Genomic DNA, 21,510 nt, shown 5'->3' on the forward strand with positions numbered 1-21,510 from the left:
ACCCGCAGCATCCCCCACCGCCCTGCCGGCACCCCCTTAAAACCGCAGCACGGACACGGGGTAGGCCTCGGGTGCGGGTGCCGGCACCGGCACCCGCACCCGCACCCAAACCACCACCAACACCGCCGCCTCCGCCCCGGCCAACTGGACCGCCCTGGCCCAGGACCTCGACGGCCGGCTCATCCGCCCGGGCGACGCCGACTGGAAGTCGGCCCACCGGCTCTACAACACCCGCTTCGACTCCCTGAAGCCCGCCGCGGTCGCCTACGTCGCCCACCCCGACGACATCCGCACCACCCTCGCCTACGCCCGCGCCCACAACCTCCACGTCGCGATCCGCAACGGCGGCCACTCCTACGCCGGCTGGTCCTCCGGCAACAACCGCCTGATCATCGACGTCTCCAAGCTCAACCGCATACGGGCCGGCGGCGGCACCGCGGTGGTCGGCGCCGGCTCCAAGCTCATCGACGTCTACCGGGCCCTCGCCGCCAAGGGCGTCACGATCCCCGCGGGCTCCTGCCCCAGCGTCGGCGTCTCCGGCCTCACCCTGGGCGGCGGCCACGGCGTCACCTCCCGCGCCTACGGCCTGACCTGCGACAGTCTCACCCAGGCCACCCTGATCACCGCCGACGGCAAGCAGCTCACCGCCAACGCCACCACCCACAAAGACCTCTTCTGGGCCCTGCGCGGCGCCGGCAACGGCAACTTCGGCGTCGTGACAGAGCTCCGGTTCAGGACCCACCCCGCCCCCCAGGCCGTCACGGCGTACATGTCCTGGCCCTGGTCGAAGGCGGCCACCCTGATCAAGGCATGGCAGGAGTGGGGCCCGACCCAACCCGACGAGATCTGGTCGGCGCTGAGCATCTCGAACCACGCGGGCGGCACCCCGACCATCTCCCTCGCGGCGTTCTCCCTGGGCACCTACGGCGAACTCAAGAACGCGGTGGACCGCCTGGCCGACGGCCCCGGCGGGCCCGGCCCCGCGAGCAGCGTCCTGATCAAGCGCCGCTCGTACGAGGAGTCGATGGAGCTGTACGCCGGCTGCTCGTCCTTCGCCACGGACGCGCAGTGCCACCTCCCCGGCTCCACCCCGGGCCACTCCCCGCAGGGCGCGCTGAACCGCGAGACGTACACCGCCAAGTCGGATTTCTTCGACCATAAGCTCTCATCTGCGGGCATACAGACGCTGTTGCGGCAGATGCAGTCCGTCCGCGGCGGCTCCGGCAGCATCGCCCTCACGGCCCTCGGCGGGGCCGTCAACCGCGTCTCCCCCACCGCGACGGCCTTCGTGCACCGCCGCTCCCGCATGCTGGCCCAGTACCTGGCCTCCTGGCGCGCCGGCACCTCGGGCTCCGCGGCCCAGTCCTGGCTGACGTCGGCCCACGACGCGATGCGCCCGTACGCCTCGGGCGCGGCGTACCAGAACTACACCGACCCGACCCTGAGGAACTGGCGCAATGCGTACTACGGGGACGCGGCGACGCGCCTGGCGAAGCTGAAGAAGCAGTACGACCCGGAGGGCTTCTTCACCTACCCGCAGGCGCTGTGAGCCCTTGTCCCCCGGCTAGGCCGCGAGGTCCCGCTCCTCGGCGCCCGCGGCCTCTTTCCGGGCCCCCGGAATCATGGCCTCCTGCCCGCCCGGCCGGGACACGCCCCGCGCCCTGATCAGCCAGCCGCCCCTGGGCGACCGCTCGACGGCGGACATCACGGGCGTCAGCAGGGCCATGGCCAGCGGCGACAGCAGCAGGGCGACGGCGGTACCGAGCGCGAACCCGCCGACGACGTCGGTCGGATAGTGCACGCCCATGTAGACCCGGCAGAACCCTCCGAGCAGCGCGAGCCCGATCCCGACCAGCCCGAACTTCCGGTTGGCGACGAACAGCCCGACGCCGAGGGCCATGACGATCGTCGCGTGGTCGCTCACGAAGGAGTAGTCGGTCTTGCCGGTCACCAGCACTTCGAGCCCCTGGTGATCGAGGAACGGCCGGGGCCGCTCGACGAACCCCCGGATGGGCACGTTCACCAGTACCGCGATCCCGGCGGCCAGCGGCGCCCACACCAGCGCGGCGACGGACGAGGCGGCGCCCTCGTCGCCCCGACGCCGCACGGACCACCAGCACCACACCACCAGCAGCACCATGGCGAGCACGATCCCGTACTCACCGACGAACTCCATGACCCGGTCGAACCAGGTCGGGGCGTCCTTGGCCAGGCCATTGATGTCGAAGAGCAGGTCGACGTCGGGGTTCGACCCGGAATCTGCGAGTCCAGCCATGATGCTGCGGCCCCTTCGTCGTCTCTTGGCTCGGCGCAACGTGCGTACGCCGCTCCGCCCACCCCCGTGGTTGTAGATCCGGCTACGACACCAGGAACGCACGGCCCCTGTTGATACGTTCCACACTCCACTGAATGATCACGCAGACGTTATCGAAGAGAGACCCATCACCGCAGCTCAGGGGGTGGGTTCACGCTCCGTCTACACCGTCGTGGGCAGCGCTTTCGCGCCATCTTCGGTCACCCGAGTGGCTCCGAAGTAATCCGGGGTGTCGATCGGGTCGAACCGGATCACAGCACCCGTTCTCGGCGCGTCGATCATGTACCCGCCACCCACATAAATCCCCACATGCCGGATGGCCCGGGAGTTGGTGAGGTCGTCCGAGAAGAACACCAGATCCCCCGGCAACAACTCGTCCCGGTCAGGATGCGGCCCCGCGTTGTACTGATCGTTGGCGACCCGGGGCAACGAGATCCCGACACTGTCGTACGCGGCCTTCGTCAACCCCGAACAGTCGAACCGCCCATCGTCCGCAGCGGTACCGTCACCGCCCCAGAGGTAGAGCGTGCCGAGCTTCTTCTGGGCGTAGTAGATGGCGCCGGCGGCCTGCTTGGAGGGGTCGACTCGCGTCGTGGGCGCCGCGAAGCTCTTCTCCAGGCTGCGGATCCTCGTGACGTAGTTCCGGGTCTCGGTGATGGCCGGAACCCCGCCCGCCTTTATGACGCGGTACGCGCCCGCGTTGTAGGCGGCGAGCATGTTGTTCGTGGTGTCGCCGGGGACGTCCTTGACGTACTTGGCGAGTTCGCAGTCGTACGACGCGGCCGACGGAATCGCGTCGTTCGGGTCCCAGATGTCGCGGTCCCCGTCGCCGTCTCCGTCCACGCCGTGCGTGGCCCAGGTGCTCGGGATGAACTGGGCGATGCCGCGGGCGTCGGCGTGGCTGACGACGTCCGGATCCCAACCGCTCTCCTGGTAAAGCTGGGCGGCGAGCAGGGCGGGGTTGATGGCGGGGCACAGATTGCCCCACTTCTGCACAAGCGTCTTGTACGCACCGGGCACGGACCCCTTGGCCAGCCCGACGCTGCCCTTGCCGACACCGTTCACGAGGTTTCCGGCGACGATGTACACCCCGACGACGAGCAGCATCACGAAGCTCAGGCCGAGCGCGACCGCGACACCACCGGCCACCCATACTTTTCGCACGGCTCAACCCTCCCCCATATCGCTGCTGTTCAAGGCTATTTCCGGTGAGAGTGGCGTTATTTCACCGTGAAGCCATGACAGGCGATGCTCGCGTACTGCCTCGGTCCGGCGGTGTGCAGGAAGAGGACGGTCCAGTCTCCCGGGTCGTTCTCCACGGGGATGGCGCTGTCGTACCGCTTGCCGTTCACGATCTTCTGGAAGTCGTCGGGATACGTCAGCTCCACCCCGGTGTTGTCCGGGTCCGAGCGGTAGCGCTCATACAGGTCGATGGGCTTGCTCGTGTACCCGAGGTCCAGGTTCTGCTGGAGACCTCCCTCGTAGGGCTTGCCCGTATCCGGGTCGATCTCGTGCGGAGGCTTCACAGCGACCGAGACGTAGTACGACTCACCCGCCTTCGGGGCCGCGTACTTCAGCCGCAGAGTGATCCGGCCCTTGCCGGACGTGTACGGCGCCTCGGAATCGGCGGCCGCGACAGAGAACTGGAAGTACTCGTTACGCTCCTCGGCCGGGAGCTGGCATGCTCCCTCCCCGTACTGCGAGTTCTCGTCCGCGGTCCAGAAGTCGCGTGAGGGGTTCGTCTGCTCGACGTACGCCGGTGCTTCGACCTTTGTCTCGTCGCTCGCCGGAGTCGTGGGAGGCGTCGATGTGACTCCCGGTGTCGCCGTCCCTCCCGCCTCCTTCTCCTGGCTCCCGCCCTTTCCGGGCAGAAGCACCAATGCGGCGGCCGCCCCCACTCCCACGGCGAGGCCCACAGCTCCCGCCACCATCCAAGGACCGGAACGACGGCGTCGCGCAGCCTGCGCCGGCCTACTCACCTGCGTGGGCGTATACCCGTACGCCGACCCGGCCGTGGGCAGTTCATGTGCCCCCAACGGCGGATGCCCCGGAGGCGCCGGCACCGCGGCACCCGCCCGTCCGGGCGCCGGCGTCTGCGGCACCGCCTCGGCCAGTCGGGCGAGGCCCGCGTAGACCGGGTCCTCGACGAGCGCCGCCCGTACCCCGCACCGCGCGATCACCTCGTCGAGCCCCGGCCGTGCCGCCGGGTCCTTGGCCACACACGTCTCGATGAGGCCCGCCAACCCGGGTTCCACGCCTCCGAGATCGATGGGTTCGTGCACGGCCCGGTAACTGACCCCGGCCGACTCCCCCATACCGAACGGCGGCCTCCCGCTTGCCGCGTACGCGAGCGTCGCCCCCAGCGCGAACACGTCCGCCGCGGGCCCGACCTCGTTGCGCAGCAGCACCTCGGGCGCGGTGAACCCAGGCGTGCCCGGTGCGAATCCGGCCTCCGTGAGCGCCGTCTGACCCGCGCCGCGCGCGATCCCGAAGTCGATGAGCTGCGGCCCCTGCGCGGCCAGCATCACATTCTGCGGCTTGAGGTCCCGGTGCGTGACACCGTGCGCATGCACCGCCGCAAGGCCTTCGGCAAGGGCGGCGAACAGCCCACGGCACGTTTCGGCGGGCAACGCCCCCCGCTCCCCCACCGCCTTGCTCAACGTCGGCCCCGACACATACTCCGTAGCCAGCCAGTACGGCGCCGATTCCAACGACGCGTCGATCAGGTTGGCGGTGTACGCGCTGCGCACGGCCCGCACGGTCTCGACCTCCCGCCGAAACCGCGCCAACGCCTCCGGATGATCGGTGATCTCCTCCCGGATCACCTTGATGGCGACCAACCGCCCACCCGGCGACCGCCCGAGATAGACCTGCCCCATACCGCCCGCCCCGAGCCGAGCGAGGAGGGTGTGCGCGCCTATGTGCGCCGGGTCCCGATCCTTCAGTGCGTCCACCGAACTGACCTTGCCACAGAGATCAGTTCGACGGGGAACCCCTTTCCGCCTCCTGATACAGCGCCGCCGCCTCCGCCCCGAACACCACACTGAACGACACGTCCGCCGTCGCCCCGCCCCCGTCGTGCCCACCGAGCACGCCCACGACCTCCCCGTCCCCGTTGACCCAAGGGCTGCCGCTGGTCCCGCCGCTGAAGCCCGGACACGCGATCCGCTGCTGGCGGCGGCTGTGCGACGTCGGCTTGTCGGTGCAACCGACCGGCGCCCGGCGGGCGTTGGGATACCCGGTCACGGTCACCGCCGTGGCCCCGGTGGCCATCCCCGTGACGAACCGATTGCCGCCGACGACATCCTCGACCCCTTCCCCGGCGCCTCCCTCCCCACCCCGGTCCGCCACCACCGCGAACGCCACGTCACTGTCCTCGCCCCGCCCCTTCACCCACCCCTGCGGCAGGAACCGCCTCCCGAGCCGCCACGCCCCGTACGGCGCCTCGCCGTCCCGGTACCCCGGCACGAACATCACGTCCCGCGCACCGCCGTCCAGACAGTGCGCCGCGGTGACGACGAGGTCGTGCCGCGGGCTGTGCACGACGGAGGCGGTACAGAAGCGCCGGCCACCCGCGAACAGGGCACCGACGCGGGCGGTCTGCGCGGTGGTCGCGGCGGCGACGGTGACACCGAAGGGGCCGGAGCCGTCGTCGGCGGCCGCGGTGGAGGCAGAGGTGACAGAGGCGACCGCGAACAGCACGGCGACGGCGTGCAGGGCGGAACGTGAGGGACGCTTCATCGCTCGCCACCCTTCCGCACGAAGGTGAGAAAAGAGTCAGCCCCGTGAGAAAAGAGTCAGCCCCGCCCAGGCATGCTCGGGCGATCCCTCACACGGTCAGTTCCGTCTGGGGCGGCACGGCGGAGACCGGGTCCTGCCGGATGTACCACTCCGTCGCCAGGATCCGCTCCCGTACGTCCGCCGGAAGGCCGGCGAGCAGCCCCGGCACCGCCCCTCGCTCCACCTCGGTGCGATGGGCCAGTACGGCGGCCCACTTCTGTTCAAGCCAGGGGCGCACATCCACCGTCGCGGTGATCCGCTCGTCCGGAACGGTGTTCATGCCCTTGCCGGCACGCGCCAGGTCCTCCAGGGCCGCGAGCGCCGAGTGCGGATGCGCGGCCAGGTAGAGGGGGTGTGCACATGGTCGGAATGGCCGGTCACGCCGCCGTAGGCATCGTGGGTGATCACGATCTCCGGCCGGAACTGCCGTAGGTGAGCCACCAGACGGCCCACCGACTCGTCGAGCGGCGCGTCGCACCACCGCGGGCCGCCCGGCGCCGACTGCGGCGCCCAGGCGTCGGCATACCCGAGCATGCGTGGGGCGCCGGCACCGAGAATCCGCAGCGCCTCGGCGAGTTCGGCACCGCGTCGCGTGTCCGGCGTCCAGGTCGCCGTCACAACGGCGGTACGAGCACCCGCGGCCGCGTGCCGGGCGAGGACTCCGCCCGAGAACAGGGACTCGTCGTCCGGGTGGGCGAAGACCGCGAGAAGGCTCGGCTCAGAGATCGGCGCAGAGACCGGCGCAGACGCGGGCATGGACATCGGCATGGACATCGACGGACCACCTCCAGGGACGCCCTACCCCTGAGTACGGATACTCAGGCACAAGGTCATCCGGCCCGGCAGACTGTGCCAGAACTGTGCCAGAACCGCTCAACTGACCGACGACCAACGCACCTTCATACGCACCTCCTTCATACGCACCTTCATACACATACGCATCGCATCTTCAGGGGGAACCGACGTGACACGAACCAGCCGTGCCCTGGCCATGACGGCACTGGCGGCCTGCGGACTGACCGGCCTGGGAGCGGCGCCCGCCGCCGCGTCGAGCGACGTCCTGCTGCCCCACCCCGGCCCGGAGGGCCTGGTGTGGGTACCGGAGCACACGGGAGACGGCGGAGTCGCGTCCGGCGGCGCGTGGGACACGCTGCCGACGGTGCTCACGGTGGCGTGCGAGGGCGGCGGCGATGTGCGGGTGACGATGTCGCAGGAGACGGAGATCGCCGCGTTCTCGGTCGACTGTCCCGCCGACGGGGCCGGCGTGGGCTCCGTGACGATGGATCCCGGCGTGGTCCGCTTCGGATCCTTCTCGATCGGCGTCGACGCTTCCGCGGACAACATCCGGTGGGCTCTGACGGTGACCCAGCCGGAGTCCTGACCCCGGGAAGCCGGCCCGGTTCCCGCCCAGGTGGCGGCCAGGCGTCCTAGCGCTCGGCCGCCACCACGCTCCCGGCCCCGGCCCCGGTCTTCCCCAACGGCCGGCTCACGCCGGTCAGTTCCTCGGAGACGGTCCACAGCCGCCGTGCCACCGCCGCATCGCTCGCCGCGGTGGTCCGCCCCACCAGCGTCGGCGCACCCCGCATCTCACCGAGCCCGTCGGGCCCGACGTAGCTCGCGCCGGGCAGTTCCTGCGTCGCGGCGTACAACGTCGGCAGGGCGCCCGCCCTGTCGTCCTGGGCGAAGATCCTGTTGCCGACCTTCATGAAGCCGCGCATCACCGCACTGCCCGCATGGCTCTGCAGGTTGGTGGCGGCATAACCGGGGTGCGCGGCCAGTGCGCGGACCCGGGAGCCGGCCTCCGTCAGACGGCGCTGGAGTTCCAGCGTGAACAACAGGTTCGCCAGCTTCGACTGGGCGTACGCGCGGTTCGGGTCGTAGCCGGACGCCCAGTTCAGGTCCTCGAAGCGGATCCTCGCGCCGAACCAGCGATGGGCGCCGGACGACAGCGTCACGACCCGGTCGGTGACGTACGGCAGCAGCAGGTTCGTCAGCGCGAAGTGGCCCAGATGGTTGGTGCCGAACTGCATCTCGAAGCCGTCCGCCGTCCGCTGCTGCGGCACCATCATCACGCCGGCGTTGTTGATCAGCAGGTCCAGCGGCCGCCCCTGCCACGCATCCGCGAACTCCCGCACGGACGACAGATCCGCCAGATCCAGGCGCCGCACGTCCGTGCTGCCACTCACCGTCGCGGCCGCAGCCCGGCCACGCTCCGGGTCCCGTACGGCGAACACCACGTGCGCACCGGCGCGCGCCAGCGCGTCAGCCGCCCTGAGCCCGATCCCGCTGTTGGCGCCGGTGACGACGGCGGTACGGCCCGCGAGGTCGGGCAGGCTCGTCGCGTCCCAAGTCTGCTTGGCCATGTCGGTCAGCTCCTTCTCGACTGTCTCAGCCTTCTCGGCCATAGCCCGAATGTAGACGCCGCCAACAATGCTGTCAATGACAACAATGATGGCGGCGCCAACAAAGATGGCACCGCCAACATCAAGCTACGATGGTCCCCATGCCGGAGAGCCGCCCCTACCACCACGGAGACCTGCGCGCCGCCCTGCTCGCCGCGGCGGAACGCACCCTGCGCGAGAAGGGCACCGCCGCCCTCTCGCTCCGCGAACTGGCCCGCGAGGTCGGCGTCAGCCACGCCGCCCCCGGCCGGCACTTCAAGGACAAGCAAGCCCTGCTCAACGCCCTGGCCCTGACCGGCTACGAGCGGCTCGCCCAGGCACTGAACACGGCCGACTCCCCCGCACTCCCCCTGGAACCCCGCCTCACCGCCCTCGCCAGGGCCTACCTCGGCTTCGCCATCGACAACGCCGCGCTCCTGGAGCTCATGTACGCCCGCAAGCACGAGCCGGACGCCTCGGCGCAGATGGCCAGCGCGGTCGAGGAGACGGTGGGGAGCCTCGTACGGGTCCTGGCGGATGCCCAGCAGAGGGGCGAGATCATCGACGGCGACCCGGAGGAACTCAACCTCGTCACGGGCGCCGCCCTCCACGGCGTGGCCGGCTTCATCAGCGCCGGCTGGCTGACACCGGAAGCCGCCCTGGCGGGAGTGGAGAGCCTGGTCCACCATCTGCTGCACGGCCTCAGGCCCCGCTGACGGTTCGCGTTACCGCCCCGCACGGCAACGCCGAGACGCGCAGGGCTGCCAACCGGATGAAGGGCGGCGCCTGACGGCCGTCGGCAGCGCCCCGCGCGACGAGGCTCTGGCGGACGACGCGGCCGAGCGGCAGGTGGGCGCGGCCAAGCGGGTGGGCGCGTTCGAAGTGCGGTGACTCACCGCCAAGGGGCAGGACGGCTCACTTCCAGCGGAGCGTCCCGGCGCCGCAAGACCGGGTTCCAGCAAGCCTTTCGGGCAGTCGTCGCCGGCCGGCCCCGACTCCCCACCCCTTGTGGATTCGACCGGGGTGGTCAAGCCAAGGCCATCCCCCACCCATCCCCAAGCCATTGATCAGCAATCCCCAACGCCCCCTGGCAATACCGGAGTCAGGATTCCGGAACCCATCTTGTTGTCACGTACCCAACAAGCGACAGTCATCGCGGGCCGCCGCCCCCACCGGGAACCACACCGGTGGACCCCCCACCCGCAGGCCTCTGCCAACCACTCTCAGGAGGCTGTACGTTGCGTACGTCGCCCACCCCGAACTCCCCCCACATACGCGGTAGATGGCGCCGCGCCGGCTCCGCCGCCGCAGCCACCTTCGCCCTCGTCCTCGCCGGGCTCGGCACCGCGGCCCACGCGAGCGCGGCCACCCCGGCCGCGCACCACAAAGCCGACGGCAAGGTCAGCAGCCAGGCCATCGCCGCAGCCGTCGCCAAGGCCCACGTGAAGTACACCCCGCAGTGCGACACGACACCGAGCAAGGGCTTCGCGTCCTGCGACGCCCTGCGCGTGACCTCGGGCACCACCGCCTTCCAGGAGGAACAGGCCGCGAAGAAGGGCGTCGAGCCCGCGACCATCAAGCCGAACGCCGACTCGAGCACCCCGACCGGCTACGGCCCGAGCGACCTCCAGTCCGCCTACGGCCTGACCTCCGCCGCCGCCGCCGACGGCGCCGGCGAGACCATCGCCATCGTCGACGCCTACGACGACCCGAACGCCGAGTCCGACCTGGCCACCTACCGCGACCACTACGGCCTGTCCGAGTGCACCACGGACAACGGCTGCTTCAAGAAGGTCAGTCAGACCGGCTCCACGACCTCCCTCCCCTCCCCCGACAGCGGCTGGGCCGGTGAGATCTCCCTGGACGTCGACATGGCCTCCGCCATCTGCCCGAACTGCAACATCCTGCTGGTCGAGGCGAAGTCGACGAGCATGGCCAACCTGGGCACGGCCGTGAACGAGGCCGTCAAACTGGGCGCCAGGTTCGTCTCCAACTCCTACGGCGGCTCCGAGTCGTCCTCGGACACGAGCTTCGACTCCTCCTACTTCAACCACCCGGGCGTCGCCATCACCGTCAGCTCCGGCGACGACGCGTACGGCGTCGAGTACCCGGCGGCGTCCAAGTACGTGACCGCCGTCGGCGGCACCGCCCTCAGCAAGGCGTCCTCCAGCCGCGGCTGGAGCGAGAAGGTCTGGTTCCAGACCAACTCCGACGGCAGCGTCTCCGGCCCCGGCTCCGGCTGCTCCTCCTACGACGCCAAGCCGAGCTGGCAGACCGACACCGGCTGCGGCAAGCGCACCGTCGCCGACGTCTCCGCCGTGGCCGACCCCGCGACCGGCGTCTCCGTCTACGACACCTACGGCGCCGACGGCACGGGCTGGAACACCTACGGCGGGACCAGCGCCTCCGCCCCGATCATCGCGGGCGTCTACGCCCTCGGCGGCACCCCGGGCAGCAGCGACTACCCGGCGCAGTACCCGTACAACGCGGCCGGCACCTCGGCGCTGAACGACGTGACCAGCGGCAACAACGGCACCTGCTCCACGAGCTACTTCTGCACCGCGAAGTCGGGCTACGACGGCCCGACCGGCTGGGGCACCCCCCAGGGCCTGGCCGCCTTCACCGGCTGACCCTCCGTCACCAGCTGAACCAACGACGGGCCACGGCATCTCCGCCGTGGCCCGTCGCACATTCCTGTCCTGCCCGCCCACCACTGCCGGGACGTCAGCTCACACCACACCGCTCACCCTTCGGAGCACCCGGCACCCCACCCACGCCCGTTCACCAGCGCCGGATACCCTTCACCCGCAGAACACCGGCACGACCAGTCACCCGACGGGCTCACCCGACCGGCCGCCAGAAACGGCACCCGGCGTGAAGAGGCCTAACGACGCAACCACACGACAGGTTCCGCTCAGGCCTCGTTGCCCGGCGTGACCTGCCGTGATACATAGAGTGACGGTGCGAGGTATTCGTACGAATCCCGCCCATCGATGACGCCAAGTCGACATACGACAGCGCCATCGTCGGCGAGAATGAGGGCTGACCTCTGCGCACCGCAGGGGGACTGCGGAACTACCCAACAGGGGCGGTGACTTACATGCTCTTTGCGGCCGATAAGGGCGACATCAACACCATCATCGGCGGGATCGCTCCGGACTGGGGTCCCTTCGGCAGCCTGGGCAACGAGGCGAAGGTGATGATCGAGGTCGTGATGGCGGTGGCCATCCTGCTCTGCCTCGGTATCGCCATCTGGGGCGCGGCCAAACAGCGCATCGGCGCCACGGCCCTGCGTGACACCTTCAGCGCCGAGCAGGGCAAGGGCCTGATCATCGCCGGCCTGACGGGCGTCTTCATCATCGGCTCACTGGGCACGCTGTTCACCATCGTGTACGGCATGGCCGTCTAGGCGACTCCGTCCCCGCCCGTCCGCTCCGGGCACACCCGGTCCCTCTCGTCCCCCACCCACCCGTCGTGCCCACCGGCTGAGGTTGCGTTTCCCTGATGTCGAGTCACCACACCGCGCCCATGCGGGAACCAGCACGGCTACCGTCGTACTCCTACGTGTTTTTGTCCGACGTCGAGGGGGCGTACGCGGCATGAGTCTCGGAGACGAGCGGGAGTCCTCCGGCGGCTACGGAGGCACGGGCCAGACCCGCACACGCCTGCCCGAAAGCGGCGGCGACGTGTACGGGGGCGCACGGCGAGGCGGCCGTTCATCGTCCCGGAGCCTGGTCACCGTGGTCGGCGTGGTCGTCCTCCTCATCGCAGCAATCGCCTTCGCGAACCGTGGAGGCGACGACTCCGCTTCCCCCTCCGGGGACGAAAACAAGCCGAATTCCTCATCCACGGCAGCCAGCGGGGCCCGCCCCGTGGACGGGAAGGCCGCGGGGATTCCCGGAGGGTTCGCGCACGATGAACAGGGGGCGCAGAGCGCGGCGGCGAACTACGCAGCTGCGCTGGGCTCTGACGGCATGTTCAGCGTGTCCAGGCGGCACGAGATCGTGCAGACCGTCGCCGCCCCCAGCTCGGTTGAGCGGCTCCAGTCCGGTTTCGACAAGGACTACTCCGCAGGTCTCCTCCAGAGAATCGGCCTCAACGACGACGGCAGTGCTCCGTCGGGCAAGACGTTCGTCAATCGCACACTGCCGGCCGGCACCAAGGCCACCTCTTTCAGCAGCAACGCTGCCACGGTCGAGGTCTGGTGCAACGGCCTGTTCGGGCTTGCTGGTGACGACTCGACCAACCCTGTGACCAGCACCTGGTTCACCGTGACGATGAAGCTGAACTGGAGCGGTGGCGACTGGAAGGTCCTGGAGACCACGCAGAAGACCGGCCCGACCCCCGTCACCGGCGACAACCCCATTTCCGGGTCCGCGGAGATCAGCAAGACGGTCCAGGAGTTCGGAGGGTTCACCTATGCCCGGTAACCACAACCGCGCGCTCAGGCTCACCGGCCTGGTCGCCACCGTACAAGCCGCCGTCGTACTGCTGGCAACCCGCGCTGTCGCAGCCCCCACACCCTCACCGAGCGACGACGCGTGCTCCCTCATCGCAGGCCCCGCCAAGAAGTACTGCGAGCAAGGAAGCGAGTCAGGCGGAGGCCGCACCGCCCCCTCCCTGACCGACCCCACCTCCACCCTCGACCCCCTCTCCTCCCTGGCAAAGGGCTGCGCCGAAGCCGCCGCCTGGACCGTCAACAAGCTCAGCGAGGCCGTGAAGGAGACCGCCAACGTCGACTTCACCAACGAGAAGTTCCTCCAGCAGTACGCGGTCGTCTTCGCCGCCTCGACGGTCCTGACCCTCCTCCTCTGGCTCCTGGCGGTCGCCAAACGAGCCGTCCGCGGAGTCCCCCTCAGCACCGCCGTCTCCGAGGCGATCGGCTTCCTCTGGCTCACGGTGCTGGCGTCGGCCTTCACGCCGCTGATCCTCTACACGGTCGTATCGGCCACCGACGGCATCACGGAAGTCCTCGCGAAAACGACAGGCGACCAGACGGACACGTTCTTCGGCACCTTCTCCGGCGCCCTGGAGAAGGGCGAGGACATCGGCGGCGGCCCGATCATGCTGATCGTGGTGTCCCTGGTCTCCATCCTCGCCGCCGGCGTCCTCTGGCTGGAGCTCGTCATCCGCGCCGCCCTGCTCTACGTCGGCGCCCTCCTCGGCACCGTCGTCTACGCCGGCCTGGTCGACAAGAACCTGTGGGGCCACGTCCGCCGCTGGGCGGGCATCATGATCGCCGTCATCCTCGTGAAGCCGGTCATCGTCATAGTGCTCGGCCTGGCCGGCGCCCTGTCCGCCGACGACGGCCCGAACGCCTTCTCGGCCGTGGTCTCCGGCCTGGCCATCATCCTGCTCGCCATCTTCGCGAGCGCGATGATCTACCGCTTCGTGCCCGGCTTCGGCGACGAGCTCGCCGGCTCCCGCAACAACCGCATCATGCGCGGCGCCGAAGGCAAGGCCGCCGCGGTGATCAGCTCCCCGGCGACCCTCGTCGCCCAGGGCATCAAGACCCACAGCTCCCGCGCGGACAACCAGGGCGGCGGCCAGTCGAGCGGCGCCCGCCCCTCGAACCCCGCCTCCGGCGGCGTCGCCGCGCACAGCTCGCGCTCCTCGAACGGGGGCGGCGGATCTGTCCCCTCCGCCGCACCCGCACCCCGTTCGAGCAGCCCGGTGAACACCCCCCACGCCAGTAACACCCGCAACAGCAATCGTTCAGGAGGTGACGGGCGTTGACGACCGAGTCCCACGTGTCCCACGCGGTCACACCCCGCCGTTCATATCTGATCGGCCGCGCCCGGCCGAACGCGATCGTCGGCCGCAACCGCGAGACCGGCGAGATCGCGCTGATCATCGGGGGCGCGTTCCTCGGCATGATGTGCGGGCTCCTCGTCCCCGTCCTGTCCCTGCGCATCGTGCTGCTCATGGGCTTCCCGCTGCTCGCGCTGGCCACGGTCTACCTGCCGTACAAGCACCGGACCCTCTACAAGTGGTTCGAGATCAACCGCAGCTACAAGCGCACCCTCCGCCAGGGCACGGCCTACCGCTCCGGCGCCGTCGAGGCCGGCACCCTCCTCGACGGGCGCGAGATCGAGGTCGGCCCGCCGCCCGGCATCGGCCGCATCACCTGGCTGGCCGCCCCCTTCGGGCCCGACGAGATCGCCGTACTGCTCCACGCCGACCGGCGCACGGTCACGGCCGCGATCGAGATCGAGGGCCCCGGCGTGGGCCTGCGCGACTCCGAGGACCAGGAAGCCCTCGTCGACCGCTTCGGCACCCTGCTGAAGCATGTCGCGAACGGCGACGGCTTCGTCACCCGCATCCAGATGCTCGCCCGCACCCTCCCCGCCGACCCGGACGCCCACGCCAAGGACGTCGCCGTACGGGGCGACGAGCGGGCCCCGGGCTGGCTCCAGGAGTCCTACGACCAGCTCCAGTCGATGGTGTCGACGAGCAGCGAGCAGCACCGCGCCTACCTCGTCGCCTGCATGCACTTCACCCGCGAACTGGCCGCCGAGGCCCAGGCGATGGCCCGCGCGGCCCGCCCGCACGGCGGCAAGGTCGACCGCGACGCCGGTCTCGCCGTCGTCATGGCCCGCGAGCTGACCGACATCTGCTCACGCCTCCAGGAGGCCGACATCCGCGTCCGGCAGCCGCTGGGCCAGGGCCGTCTGGCATCCCTCATCCACTCCATGTACGACCCGGACCACCCGATCGACCACATCCAGGCGATGACGAAGCGCAACGCCTGGCCGGCCGAGCTGGACGCCATGGAGCCCACCTTCCTCCAGGCCAAGACCCGGGAGTCCTCCACCCGAGCCCCCTGGTGCCACGCCACCGCCTGGGTGAAGGAGTGGCCCATGACCCCGGTCGGCGTCAACTTCCTGGCGCCGCTCCTCGTCCACACCCCGGACGTCATCCGCACGGTCGCCGTCACGATGGACCTCGAACCCACCGAGGTCGCCATCGAACGCATGCTGACCGAGAAGACCAACGACGAGGCGGAGGCCAGCCGAGCCGCCAAGATGAACCGGACCGTCGACCCCCGCGACATCGCCGCCCACAACCGTCTCGACCAGCGAGGAGAAGACCTCGCGAGCGGCGCCGCCGGCGTCAACCTGGTCGGCTACATCACCGTCTCCTCCCGCTCCCCCGAGGCCCTGGCCCGCGACAAGCGGACCATCCGGGCGTCGGCCGGAAAGTCGTATCTGAAGCTGGAATGGTGCGATCGCGAGCATCACCGGGCATTCGTCAACACACTCCCCTTCGCCACCGGCATTCGGAGGTAGGACCTGATGCGGGACCCGCTGTCCGTCCTCACCGACGCCTTCACGTCCTTCCTCTTCGGGAAGGTCGAGACGACCCGGCTTCCGGTGCGCACGTCGACGGGCCAGGCCCAGGCGGTCTACCTCCCGACCGCCGCGCCGGGTCTCGGTGACTCGGGGGTGATCATCGGCCGCGAGGTGTATTCCGGCAAGGGCTACATCTACGACCCCTTCCAGCTGTACGGCCAGCAGCTCCCCGCCCCGCACTGGCTGGTCCTCGGCGAGTCGGGAAACGGCAAGTCCGCGCTGGAGAAGACGTACGTACTGCGCCAGCTCCGCTTCCGCGACCGCCAGGTCGTCGTCCTCGACGCCCAGGGCGAGGACGGCGTCGGCGAGTGGAACCTCATCGCGCAGGAGCTGGGAATAACCCCCATCCGCCTGGACCCGACGGCCGCCCTGGACATGGGCATCCGCCTCAACCCGCTCGACCCAGCGATCACCACGACGGGCCAGCTGGCCCTGCTGCGGACGATCATCGAGGTCGCGATGGGCCACGGCCTCGACGAGCGCTCGGGCTTCGCCCTCAAGGTCGCGCACGCCTACGTCAACGAGACCATCCTCGACCGCCAGCCCGTCCTCACCGACATCGTCGAACAGCTACGGCACCCCGAGCCGGAGTCGGCCGAGGCGATGAACGTCGCCATAGACGACGTACGGGCCTGGGGCCTGGACGTGGCGCTGGTGCTGGACCGCCTGGTCGACGGTGACCTGCGCGGCATGTTCGACGGGCCGACCACGGTCGGCATCGACCTCGACGCGCCGCTCATTGTGTTCGATTTGTCCCACATCGACCGCAACTCGATCGCCATGCCGATCCTGATGGCGATCGTGGGTGTATGGCTGGAGCACACCTGGATCCGCCCCGACCGGAAGAAGCGCATCTTCCTCGTCGAGGAGGCCTGGCACATCATCAACAGCCCGTTCGTGGCCCAGCTCTTCCAGCGCCTGCTGAAGTTCGGCCGCCGCCTGGGCCTGTCCTTCGTCGCCGTCGTCCACCACCTGTCCGACGTCGTGGACGGCGCGGCGGCGAAGGAGGCCGCCGCGATCCTGAAGATGGCGTCGACCAGGACGATCTACGCCCAGAAGGCGGACGAGGCGAGGGCGACGGGCCGCGTCCTCGGCCTGCCACGCTGGGCCGTGGAGATCATCCCCAGCCTCACCCCCGGCATCGCGGTGTGGGACGTCAACGGCAACGTCCAGGTCGTCAAACACCTGATCACCGAGACAGAACGCCCCCTGGTCTTCACCGACCGCGCGATGACCGAGTCGTCCGCCGACCGCGAACTGACCGACGACGCCCTGCGCGCCGCCGAGCTGGAGGCGGAGGAACGGGCGGCGGCCTTCGTGGAACAACACCTCGGCGACTCCGAATCGACGGTGGCATAGAGCAGGCGCAGGGCAGGGCAGGGAGGCAGCGTGAGACCGGACGACCGCCGGGGACACCGGGACGGCCAGGGAGGCATCCCCGACGGCCTGCTCCTCGGCATACTCGCCTTCCTCCTCGGCATGACCCTGCTGGTCTGGACGGCAACGGGCCTGGCAGCCCTGTTCGCCCACGGCTCCTGGCCGTCCGGCGTCACCTTCGCCCAGACCCCCCTGGCCATGCGCTCCCTGATCGCCCAGCCCCACGACATCCCGGGCGCGTGGCCTGAGACCCCGAGCGCCCAGCTCTCCGGGTACGGCTTGTTCTGGGGGCTGCTCATCGGCCAGCTGATGGTCCTGATCGTGCTGACCGTCTTCGTGCTGGGGACAGTGGCACGGTGGCGAGCCGTCAGGGCGGGACGGCGCGGAGGGAGGACCGGGCTCGCGGGCGAGCCGGGGCACGAGGAAGCACCGGCACCGATAGCACAGGCTGTCCGACCGCCACAGCACGACGTACCGGCACCGCAGGTCGTGCCCGCGCCCAGAACCGAGTCGCAACCACTGCCGACGCAAGCCCAACCTGCGCAAGCCCAACCTGCGCAACCACAGCCGACGGGGCATCCCGATACCGACCGGCCGACGACCGTCACCACACCTCAGGGACTCACCGAACCCGCGACGGCAAGGCTCGTCATCGCCACCAGGGAAGACCGCCGACCGACCGCGGTCCAGGCGGTACTCGACGCGGAAGGCCCCACCCTCGTCATCACCTCGAACGAGACCCTCTGGCAGGACACCAAGGACGCCCGCTCCAAGCTCGGCCCGGTCCTCCTCTACGACCCCACCCACCTCTGCGACACCCCGGCCCGCCTCCACTGGACCCCCACCACGGGCTGCGAGGACAAACCCACAGCGGTCTCCAGAGCCACCGCACTCCTGACCCCGGTCCGCCCCACCTCACGCCTCGACCAGGCGGTCAGCGACACCGCCGAAACGCTCCTGCGCAGCTACCTCCACGCAGCGGCCATCGACGGCCGCACCGTCCGCCACGTCCACCGCTGGTCCCAGGGCGGCCAGATCCAGGACGCCGTACGCATCCTCCGCACCAACCCGAAGGCGGCCCCGGGCGCGGCGGGCGAACTCGAAGCCGCCCTCACCGCTCACCCCGAACGCCGGGACATGGCACAGGAGTTGACCACCAGAGCCCTCTCGGCGCTCTCCACGGTCAACATCCGGGAGTCCTGCACTCCAAACCGAACTGATGCCCTCACCTTGGATTCCTTCGTCCATGAAGGGGGCACGCTTTATGTGGTGGGTGAATCCATCGAGGACCCCCGAACCAACCCGGGGGCCATGCCACTCCTGACGGCCCTCGCCGCAAGCGTGGTCGAGCGCGGCCGGCACATGGCCGAACGGTCATCCTCCGGTCGCCTCGACCCACCACTGACGCTCGTCCTGGACGACGTCGCCGCCGTGGCTCCGCTTCCCCAACTGCCGGAGCTGCTGGCCACCGGAGCAGACCGGGGCATGCCGACCCTGGCCCTGCTCCGGTCCCGGGAACAGGCCCGCTCCCGCTGGCCGCACGACGAACTCCCCGTCTAGACCGACCAGCTGCCGGCGCGGCCCGCCGTCACGGCCGCTCGATGACGAACTCCAACTCGGACTCCTCCGACCCCTCACCGAGCGGCACGGTCACCCCACTCGGAACGAACCCCACCTTCCGATAGAACCGCTGCGCCCGCCCGTTCTCCTCGTGCACGATCAGCCGCACCCGCTCCACGCCACGCGCCCACGACCACTGAAGGGCGTCCTCGAACAGCACCTCGGTCAGCCCGATCCCGCGCTCCTCGGGCCGCACGAACACGGCGACGACATGCCCCTGCTTCCGCTCGACCGGAAACCCGGCCCAGTCGGTCGTCCCCGGCTCCTCGACCAGCACCGTCAACGTCCCGACCCACCGTCCGTCCGGCCCCTCGGCGATGATCGTCTGTGCGCTCTCGACTCCCTCACAGGCCCCGGCGGCCCGCTCCTGCCAGAAGGAGTCCGGCTGGGCAACGGCCTCCTCATACGTCGTCAGATAGGCGATCGGCGCGACCGGATCCCGCAGCGCGGTCAGCCGCAGCTCCTTCGCGGCGGACCACTCGTCGGCACGTATCGACCTGATGACGTAGGCCCCGGGGCTCGTGGTGCTCATGGCCGCCACCGTAGTACCTGGGTACGACATCCCTCACTCGGAATACGGCCTGCGGCTCTGTGCCACCTGCCGGAAACCCCGCACGATGGACCACGTGACGGAAGAGCGAGGGACGGAACCCCTCACCCAGCACATCCAGCGCATCACCCGACGCGTGCGCGCCTTCGACCGACGCCATCCACTCGTCTGGGACCTGCACCTCACCGGCTTCTGGGTGACGGCGGCCCTGATCGACTACTACGGCGGCGGCTGGCTCAACGTGGCCCGCGACCGCGACAACCCCGGCTGGCTGGTCCTCACCCTGAGCCTCGGCCTCTCCGTCCCGCTCCTCCTGCGACGCACCCACCCCCGGGCCGTACTCCTCGCCATCGCCCCGTTCTCCCTGGTCAGCGCCTGGACCGGCGCCGCCCTCCAGGCGGTCCTGCTCCAACTGCTCGTCGTCTTCCACATCGCCCTGCGTCGCCGTACACACCACCTGTGGTGGGCGACGGCCCTGATCACCGCGCCCATGGCGGTGCTGACGGCCCGCCACCCCCAGGGCAGCCCCGACTCGGACATCGTCCCCGTGGTGATGTCGATCGCCGTCGCGGCGGCCATCGGCATCACCGTGCGCACCCGACGCGACTACACCGAGGCTCTGGAGGACCGCGCCCGCCGCCTGGAGATCGAACGCGACCAGCAGGCCCAGCTCGCCGCCGCGGCCGAACGCGCCCGTATCGCCCGCGAGATGCACGACATCATCGGCCACAACCTCTCCGTCATCACCGGCCTGGCCGACGGCGGCCAGTACGCGGCCGCCAAGTCCCCGGAACGCGCCGCCCAGGCCCTGCACGCCATCGCCACCACCAGCCGCCAGGCCCTCGCCGAACTACGCCGCCTGCTCGACGTCCTCCGCGACGAGGACCAGTCCCGAGCCGCCCAGCCGGAACTGACCCCGCAACCCACCCTCACCGACCTCGCCCAACTCCTCGACGGCGTACGCGCCGCCGGCCTCCCCGTCCACACCACCACCCACGGCAGCCCCACCCTCCCCCCGGGCCGCCAACTCACCGTCTACCGCGTCATCCAAGAGGCCCTCACCAACACCCTCAAACACACCGGCCCCGGCACAACAGCCGCGATAGAGCTGTCGTACGAGCAGAAGGGCGCCGTGACCGTGACGGTGACCGACAACGGCAGCGGACCTCCCGGCCCTCACCCCACGCAGCCCACCGGCGGCCGCGGCCTGCCCGGAATGCGCGAGCGAACGGCCCTGTACGACGGCACACTTGAGGCCGGCCCACGCCCACACCCCGAACAGGGCTGGCGCGTCCACCTGCACCTCCCGGAGGAATCCCCGCAGTGACCACCGTCCTCATCGCCGACGACCAGCCCCTCCAGCGCTTCGGCTTCCGGATGCTCCTGGAAAGCCAGGACGACATGACAGTGCTGGGCGAAGCGGCCAACGGCAGCGAGGCCGTCCGCATGACGGCGGAACTCCACCCCGACGTGGTCCTGATGGACGTCCGCATGCCCGGCCTCGACGGCATCGAGGCCACCCGCCGCATCACCGGATCCGGCGACCGCACCCGGGTCCTGATCCTCACGACCTTCGACCTCGACGAATACGCCTACGCCGGCCTCCGCGCCGGCGCTTCCGGCTTCCTCGTCAAGGACGCCCAGCCGGAAGAGCTCCTGTCGGGCATCCGCGCGGTGGCCACGGGCGACGCGGTGGTCGCCCCGAGCCTGACCCGCCGCCTCCTCGACTCCTACGTCCACCACCTCCCGAGGCAGAGCTCCACCGGGAGCCCTGAACCCACGTCCCTCGACCCCCGCCTCTCTCCCCTCACCGACCGCGAACGCGAGATTCTCACGGTGATCGGCCAGGGGTGGACCAACACAGAGATAGCGACCCGCCTCCACCTGGCCGAGTCAACGGTGAAAACCCACGTGGGCCGCATCCTCGCCAAGACCGGCTCGCGGGATCGAATTCAGGCGGTGATTCTGGCGTACGACACCGGACTGGTGATGCCGTCCTGAAACGCGAAAAGGCCCACACCGTAAGGTGTGAGCCCTTTCTAAAATTTGTTCGGCGGCGTCCTACTCTCCCACAGGGTCCCCCCTGCAGTACCATCGGCGCTGTAAGGCTTAGCTTCCGGGTTCGGAATGTAACCG

General features: G+C 70.0%; 17 protein-coding genes, 1 rRNA gene and 2 pseudogenes. 12 read left to right on the forward strand and 8 right to left on the reverse strand.

Annotated features, from left to right (window positions below):
- Nucleotides 1-91 precede the first annotated feature (91 nt).
- Nucleotides 92-1,549: pseudogene (locus ACFU95_RS47910) on the forward strand (FAD-binding oxidoreductase); the annotation flags it as partial.
- Between the two features lie 15 nt (nucleotides 1,550-1,564).
- On the opposite strand, the gene ACFU95_RS47915 reads toward ACFU95_RS47910, so the two are convergent.
- From ACFU95_RS47915 to ACFU95_RS47935, 5 genes and pseudogenes are all read right to left on the reverse strand, one after another.
- Nucleotides 1,565-2,275 carry a phosphatase PAP2 family protein gene (locus ACFU95_RS47915; RefSeq protein ID WP_383843186.1) on the reverse strand — a complete coding sequence of 237 codons (711 nt, stop codon included), beginning with the start codon at nucleotides 2,273-2,275 and terminating at the stop codon, nucleotides 1,565-1,567.
- A gap of 201 nt (nucleotides 2,276-2,476) precedes the next feature.
- Nucleotides 2,477-3,421, reverse strand: a complete 945-nt coding sequence (locus ACFU95_RS47920; protein ID WP_383843232.1) for an NlpC/P60 family protein — start codon at nucleotides 3,419-3,421, stop codon at nucleotides 2,477-2,479.
- A gap of 113 nt (nucleotides 3,422-3,534) precedes the next feature.
- Nucleotides 3,535-5,268: a serine/threonine-protein kinase gene (locus ACFU95_RS47925; RefSeq protein ID WP_383843189.1), complete on the reverse strand. Its 1,734-nt coding sequence runs from the start codon at nucleotides 5,266-5,268 to the stop codon at nucleotides 3,535-3,537.
- Between the two features lie 22 nt (nucleotides 5,269-5,290).
- Nucleotides 5,291-6,055: a trypsin-like peptidase domain-containing protein gene (locus ACFU95_RS47930; protein WP_383843192.1), complete on the reverse strand. Its 765-nt coding sequence runs from the start codon at nucleotides 6,053-6,055 to the stop codon at nucleotides 5,291-5,293.
- An 88-nt stretch (nucleotides 6,056-6,143) separates the two neighbouring features.
- Nucleotides 6,144-6,820, reverse strand: a pseudogene (locus tag ACFU95_RS47935) (PIG-L deacetylase family protein).
- A gap of 238 nt (nucleotides 6,821-7,058) precedes the next feature.
- Here ACFU95_RS47935 and ACFU95_RS47940 point away from each other — a divergent pair.
- Complete coding sequence (locus tag ACFU95_RS47940) at nucleotides 7,059-7,475, forward strand: hypothetical protein (protein ID WP_383843195.1); 417 nt, start codon at nucleotides 7,059-7,061, stop codon at nucleotides 7,473-7,475.
- Nucleotides 7,476-7,521: 46 nt separating this feature from the next.
- On the opposite strand, the gene ACFU95_RS47945 is transcribed toward ACFU95_RS47940, so the two are convergent.
- A complete protein-coding gene (locus ACFU95_RS47945) occupies nucleotides 7,522-8,499 on the reverse strand; it encodes an oxidoreductase (protein WP_383843198.1) in 978 nt (325 codons plus the stop codon).
- A gap of 89 nt (nucleotides 8,500-8,588) precedes the next feature.
- Between ACFU95_RS47945 and ACFU95_RS47950 the strand changes: the two genes are divergently transcribed.
- The 8 genes from ACFU95_RS47950 to ACFU95_RS47985 all read left to right on the forward strand — a co-directional run bounded on the left by ACFU95_RS47950 (nucleotide 8,589) and on the right by ACFU95_RS47985 (nucleotide 18,764).
- The gene (locus ACFU95_RS47950) at nucleotides 8,589-9,191 is read left to right on the forward strand and encodes a TetR/AcrR family transcriptional regulator (protein ID WP_383843201.1); all 603 of its coding nucleotides are present in this window, start codon (nucleotides 8,589-8,591) and stop codon (nucleotides 9,189-9,191) included.
- 522 nt (nucleotides 9,192-9,713) lie between these two features.
- Nucleotides 9,714-11,105, forward strand: a complete 1,392-nt coding sequence (locus tag ACFU95_RS47955; RefSeq protein WP_383843204.1) for a peptidase S8 — start codon at nucleotides 9,714-9,716, stop codon at nucleotides 11,103-11,105.
- A 470-nt stretch (nucleotides 11,106-11,575) separates the two neighbouring features.
- Nucleotides 11,576-11,884 (forward strand): hypothetical protein, encoded by a 309-nt coding sequence (locus ACFU95_RS47960; protein WP_003991275.1) that lies wholly within the window; start codon nucleotides 11,576-11,578, stop codon nucleotides 11,882-11,884.
- A gap of 190 nt (nucleotides 11,885-12,074) precedes the next feature.
- Nucleotides 12,075-12,905 (forward strand): hypothetical protein, encoded by an 831-nt coding sequence (locus ACFU95_RS47965; protein WP_383843208.1) that lies wholly within the window; start codon nucleotides 12,075-12,077, stop codon nucleotides 12,903-12,905.
- The gene (locus tag ACFU95_RS47970; protein ID WP_383843211.1) at nucleotides 12,895-14,211 is read left to right on the forward strand and encodes a hypothetical protein; all 1,317 of its coding nucleotides are present in this window, start codon (nucleotides 12,895-12,897) and stop codon (nucleotides 14,209-14,211) included. Before ACFU95_RS47965 ends, ACFU95_RS47970 begins: the two co-directional genes overlap by 11 nt.
- Nucleotides 14,208-15,764, forward strand: a complete 1,557-nt coding sequence (locus tag ACFU95_RS47975; RefSeq protein WP_383843214.1) for an SCO6880 family protein — start codon at nucleotides 14,208-14,210, stop codon at nucleotides 15,762-15,764. Before ACFU95_RS47970 ends, ACFU95_RS47975 begins: the two co-directional genes overlap by 4 nt.
- A 6-nt stretch (nucleotides 15,765-15,770) precedes the next feature.
- Nucleotides 15,771-17,186, forward strand: a complete 1,416-nt coding sequence (locus tag ACFU95_RS47980) for an ATP-binding protein (protein WP_383843217.1) — start codon at nucleotides 15,771-15,773, stop codon at nucleotides 17,184-17,186.
- Between the two features lie 30 nt (nucleotides 17,187-17,216).
- Nucleotides 17,217-18,764 (forward strand): type IV secretory system conjugative DNA transfer family protein, encoded by a 1,548-nt coding sequence (locus ACFU95_RS47985; protein ID WP_383843220.1) that lies wholly within the window; start codon nucleotides 17,217-17,219, stop codon nucleotides 18,762-18,764.
- Nucleotides 18,765-18,792: 28 nt separating this feature from the next.
- Here the strand turns inward: ACFU95_RS47985 and ACFU95_RS47990 are convergent, their stop codons facing one another.
- Nucleotides 18,793-19,356, reverse strand: coding sequence for a GNAT family N-acetyltransferase (locus ACFU95_RS47990; protein WP_383843223.1), 564 nt, complete (start codon nucleotides 19,354-19,356; stop codon nucleotides 18,793-18,795).
- A gap of 85 nt (nucleotides 19,357-19,441) precedes the next feature.
- Here ACFU95_RS47990 and ACFU95_RS47995 point away from each other — a divergent pair, with 85 nt between their 5' ends.
- Nucleotides 19,442-20,701 (forward strand): sensor histidine kinase, encoded by a 1,260-nt coding sequence (locus ACFU95_RS47995; RefSeq protein ID WP_383843226.1) that lies wholly within the window; start codon nucleotides 19,442-19,444, stop codon nucleotides 20,699-20,701.
- Complete coding sequence (locus ACFU95_RS48000) at nucleotides 20,698-21,375, forward strand: response regulator (RefSeq protein ID WP_383843229.1); 678 nt, start codon at nucleotides 20,698-20,700, stop codon at nucleotides 21,373-21,375. The genes ACFU95_RS47995 and ACFU95_RS48000 overlap by 4 nt, the downstream gene beginning before the upstream one ends.
- Before the next feature lie 47 nt (nucleotides 21,376-21,422).
- Here the strand turns inward: ACFU95_RS48000 and rrf are convergent.
- A 5S ribosomal RNA gene (gene rrf, locus ACFU95_RS48005) occupies nucleotides 21,423-21,510 on the reverse strand; the annotation flags it as partial.

The sequence above is a fragment of the Streptomyces sp. NPDC057623 genome (assembly GCF_042800355.1).
Classification (GTDB): Bacteria; Actinomycetota; Actinomycetes; order Streptomycetales; family Streptomycetaceae; genus Streptomyces.